This window comes from Streptomyces europaeiscabiei (assembly GCF_001550375.1).
In the GTDB taxonomy this organism is placed as follows: domain Bacteria; phylum Actinomycetota; class Actinomycetes; order Streptomycetales; family Streptomycetaceae; genus Streptomyces; species Streptomyces europaeiscabiei.
In genome coordinates, this window is the sequence record NZ_LRTR01000763.1 from 1 (window position 1) to 1,362 (window position 1,362).

At 70.3% G+C, this 1,362-nt stretch carries 1 protein-coding gene; it reads right to left on the reverse strand.

Going from position 1 to position 1,362, the window contains the following annotated elements; all coding sequences use genetic code 11:
• Positions 1–1,211: cytochrome P450 (locus AWZ10_RS37515; RefSeq protein ID WP_244172680.1), on the reverse strand; the 1,211-nt coding region annotated here is incomplete at its 3' end.
• Positions 1,212–1,362 lie beyond the last annotated feature (151 nt).

The following is a 1,362-nucleotide window of genomic DNA, read 5'->3' on the forward strand; positions in this document are numbered from 1 at the left end:
ACGAGCAGTGGCAGGTGGCGTGCGCCGAAGACGTTGGTGCCGTGCCAGGCGAGCCGTGCTTGCGGGTCCACGGTGATGTGGTCGTAGCGGTCGAGCAGGGCTTCCAGTGCGATCCGGCCTTCCAGCCGGGCCAGTGGGGCCCCGATGCAGTAGTGGATGCCGTGTCCGAACGCTGTCTGGCGGGAGTTGGAGCGGTGGGGGCGGAAGTCGTCCGCGTGTTCGAAGGCCTCGGTGTCGCGGTTGGCCGAGAGCAGCCACAGGTGGAGCAGGGTGTCGGGGGCGATCTGTACTCCGGCGACGGTTGTCGTGGTGGTGGTGACCCGCTCGATCCGGGTGAACGGCGGGCGCAGGCGCAGGGTCTCCTCGATCACCGCCGGTATCAGCGAGCGGTCCGCGCGCACCTGTGCGAACAGGGCCGGGTCCCGGTCCAGACAGATCAGTGCGTTGCCCAGGAGTACCGAGGTGGTGATGTGCCCGGCGAGCAGCAGCAGGGTCGCGAAGCTTGCGATGTCCTCGTCGTCGAGCCGCTCACCGTCGATCTCGGCGGTGACCAGGGTGCTCAGCAGGTTCGTGTCCGGCTCCTTGCGCCGGGCTTCGACGAAGCCCTGGAGGTAGGCGGAGATGGTGAGGGCGGTCTCCTCCATGCGGTGCACGCTCTGCGGGTCCTCCGGGTCGGTGGACAGCAGTTGGTCGGCCCAGCCCTGGAAACGGTCCCGGTCCTCGACCGGTACCCCGAGCATGCGTGCGATGACCGTCACCGGCAGCGGGTTGGCGAGGGTGTCCACCAGGTCGAAGGCGTCCTCGGGAGCGGCGTCCAGCAGTTGCCCGGTCAGTTCGGTGATCCATGGTTGGAGACCGGAGATCAGTCCCGGGGTGAACGCCCGGCTCACCAGTCGGCGCATCTTGCCGTGCAGGGGCGGATCGAGGAGCAGCAGTGTGCCGCGGGGGGCCTGCTTCTCGCCGCCGGAGAGGCGGCCCACCGTGTCCGAGGAGAACGTCGCCGGATCGGCGAGGATCCGCTGCACGTCCGCGTGCCGGAAGACATGGACCCGGCCGGCGTGGTCGTGCCACACCGGCTGTTCCTTGCGCATCCGCGCCGCCCACGCCAGCAGGGTGGCGCCACCGTCCGGCGCCACGGCCGGCTCACGCCCGGTCCGGGAACCGGCCTCGGAAGCCGGGTCGAGCACGTCCGAGGTGTTTTGCTGCGCCACCCGGGTTCCCCTTTCGCAGATGTCGTACGACGGTTCCGGGCGGCGCCGTGCCCACTGCGGCCGCGTCGTCGCCTTCCGTCCGCCGGTCACTCCAGCACGGCGGCCCCGCGCCGGACCAGGGAAGGCCACGCAGTCTAGGGATTCACCGAGT